This window comes from Chitinimonas sp. JJ19, from assembly GCF_036961565.1.
In the GTDB taxonomy this organism is placed as follows: Bacteria; Pseudomonadota; Gammaproteobacteria; order Burkholderiales; family Chitinimonadaceae; genus Chitinimonas.
In genome coordinates this window covers 1-2,653 of record NZ_JBAMDD010000032.1, presented here as the reverse complement: position 1 = coordinate 2,653, position 2,653 = coordinate 1, and the positions used below count along the sequence as shown (strand labels likewise).

The window sequence follows — 2,653 nt, the reverse complement described above, 5'->3', positions numbered from 1 at the left end:
CCGCTCAGTTATACCGATCCAAGTGGACTTTTCCTCCTCGGCGCTGCAGGCGCGGCCCAAGCAACTGCTGCCAGTAGTGGTTTGGGAGTAGGGGCAAGCACGTGGCGTAGCGATTCAGCACAGCGAATGATGGAAGAATTGGGCCTGGATGGTCGGAGTTATTCCAGTGTAAATGCATCGGGTGCTAAGCAGGCTATTAATGATCCTGCTGCTAGGGCGGAATATGACGCCTATAAGGCGAGGTGTAATCAGTCGCCGCCACCAGGTATGGATCCATGCGCGCTGGCGCAATGGAAGCTGAGGCGTAATAAGGATTGCCGCAATATGAGGCAGGGTTGGGATGATAAATGGTTGCCTGGGCGTCATGCGGATGACATTCTAAATCTGGATCGTGGAATCCAAAAATTAGAGCAATGGATTGCTGATAACTGCAAAGGATGCCAGATACCATGAGTAAAAAAATTTCTGTTGCCGATGTTTTGCGGCGCTATCTTGATGAGGATTTGCCTGAATTTAGTGAAATCGAACTTACAGAGATAAATCAAGTGGGTAATTTTGGAAATCGCCCAATTCATGTTGCATGTGTTCGTGGTGATATTTCAGAAATAAATGCGCTACTAGATGGTGGTGCTGATGTTAATGTGGTTGGCGAGTTTGGTAATACACCGCTGCACGAGGCTGTTGGGCAGGGGCACTGTGATGTGGTCAGATTGCTTCTTGACGCAGGTGCCTTGTTTACCCTAAAAAACGATTTTGATGAAACTGCACTTGATCTTGCATTAATGAAAGGCCTTGATGATATTGCAAGCTTGTTAGCAGGCCGTTGAAAAAAAACCGCATCTTGTCCAGCACGCTTATGACTAGGGGGCAGGTCTCAATACTGTTCGGTTAGATTGATTTCTGCGGTCGCTGCCGTGGATGAATCAACTTGGGCTCAACCATGGTCACAGCGCAATCAAGTGGCTGTCGCCGTGGATAGCAGTGATCGTGCGAAGCGTATGGTGAATTGCGCCGCTTGAGCTGTCGCGGCGCTCGCTGACTCAAGGTACGTACATCCAGCAGCTTTGCCGCAATGCCCGGCGACTCACGGAACCACCGCTTTCTTCGTCTTGGCCAACCTGGGGAAAGGCATCCGGCTGGAGTTGGCTGCGGCGCAGAAGCCCGTAACGGCTGGGCCAGCCGCTGGTATTGAACCTGCGGTTTGCGGGTCAGTGCCATGATGGGGAGAGCGGGCTGTTCTACAACGGGTTCCGGGATTATGATCCGCGGACGGGCCGGTATATCCAGAGTGATCCGATAGGCTTGGCGGGAGGGCAGTGGTCGACGTATGCGTATGTGGATGGAGATCCGCTGAGTTATATTGATCCTGACGGTTTGAGGCCTAATCCTTATGTTGGTCGTTCTTACGGCTCCGGGAATGCAGCACAGCGACGCTATGATCGTCGCCATAGGCCGAGTCCGCCGACCTTGCGACCACCAAATACCGCGAATGCAGAAGAGGCTGGTGGTTATTTTGGAGAGCAAGGGGAGTTCGTGTGTTTACGGTGGAAATGCTCGCTTCAAGCAACTCAGGAGTGTGTAGCCAATCCCGATAATGGGAAAAGGAAATACTCTGATTTTATCCCTCATGCTACAAGCTTGGAGGATCCGCCGCGCGGTTGTGTTTGTGATTACCGTGGCTATAAACCAGCAACTACCTCAGGGAAAAAAGCCGAGGAGGACTATTTTGAACTGGCCAATGATGCAAGAAAGAACTGGTGGCTTGGGAGGGTATTCCGTAGATGAATAGTAGTTCATCGCCAAAATTATTAGCTCTACTGGGTATGTTTTGTGCGCTGGTTACCACGGTTGGCTATCTATCATCCGAGCCAGTCATGCTTCAGTGCACAAAGCATTGTTGGTTGAAGTCACTACTCTATGTTATATTTGGCGAAAATGGTGCTCAGATAGTGATGTTAATCATCGGGTGCATTGTATCACTAGCCTTTTTCTATGGTGCTTTAAGCGCAGCAAAGAAAGGGGCTGGGGCCGATGGAAAAGTAAAAACCAAAACAAGGAATGCTTAAATGACTCCGCAACAAATTGTTGGGCTGGGTGTTAGATTGTTTTCTATTTGGTTGGTTATATCTGGGGTGCCATACCTTTCAACTATCCCGGTTGCTTTGGCGTCGCAAGAGCTATCTCAAGAAATAATATCGGCTCTGTTAATAGGTTTTTTCCATTTGATTTTTGCTGCGCTAATATGGCTCTTCCCTATGGTGGTGGCACATAGCCTGATACCAAAAACTGAGTTCGAGAACTGTCTGAAAATTCGCCCGGATGAGATGGCATCAGTAGGGGTTTGTTTAATGGGTCTCTGGGGGATTTCATTGGCTGCGCCCGATCTTTTATCCTATCTATTTCAGGTCTATCTAAATTCAGGGGGTGAATCTATTTGGGCTGCGCTTGATGCAAGGGGGAGGGCTGATGTTTTCTTTATAGTTGTTGAATTGGCAATTGGCCTTGGGTTATTTTTTAATGCTGCCAAGATTGCAAGGTTTATCACGCATAAATTTGACCGGTCAGATAGTTAACTGGTGTTCATTGTTAATCCGTAAGGGATTGCTAACTTTCTATAAAGTATTGTCACTGGCGTGAGACAAGTACCGGCCCG

At 48.7% G+C, this 2,653-nt stretch carries 4 protein-coding genes; all 4 read left to right on the top strand.

All coding sequences use genetic code 11. From position 1 onward, the window contains the following. On the top strand, nucleotides 1–453 hold a 453-nt coding region (locus V7714_RS20515; protein ID WP_335711398.1), incomplete at its 5' end, for a hypothetical protein. Continuing rightward, a complete protein-coding gene (locus V7714_RS20510; RefSeq protein ID WP_335711397.1) occupies nucleotides 450–827 on the top strand; it encodes an ankyrin repeat domain-containing protein in 378 nt (125 codons plus the stop codon). The genes V7714_RS20515 and V7714_RS20510, both read left to right, overlap by 4 nt. Before the next feature lie 361 nt (nucleotides 828–1,188). Then, nucleotides 1,189–1,785 carry an RHS repeat-associated core domain-containing protein gene (locus tag V7714_RS20660; RefSeq protein WP_442891415.1) on the top strand — a complete coding sequence of 199 codons (597 nt, stop codon included), beginning with the start codon at nucleotides 1,189–1,191 and terminating at the stop codon, nucleotides 1,783–1,785. 281 nt (nucleotides 1,786–2,066) lie between these two features. Beyond that, entirely contained in the window at nucleotides 2,067–2,573 is a 507-nt protein-coding gene (locus tag V7714_RS20505; protein WP_335711396.1) for a hypothetical protein, read from the top strand. Nucleotides 2,574–2,653: the final 80 nt, after the last annotated feature.

Bases quoted from the DNA above. Each gene is read 5' to 3' on its own strand.
- V7714_RS20510 (WP_335711397.1), top strand. From the start codon at position 450: ATGAGTAAAAAAATTTCTGTTGCCGATGTTTTGCGGCGCTATCTTGAT.
- V7714_RS20505 (WP_335711396.1), top strand. From the start codon at position 2,067: ATGACTCCGCAACAAATTGTTGGGCTGGGTGTTAGATTGTTTTCTATT.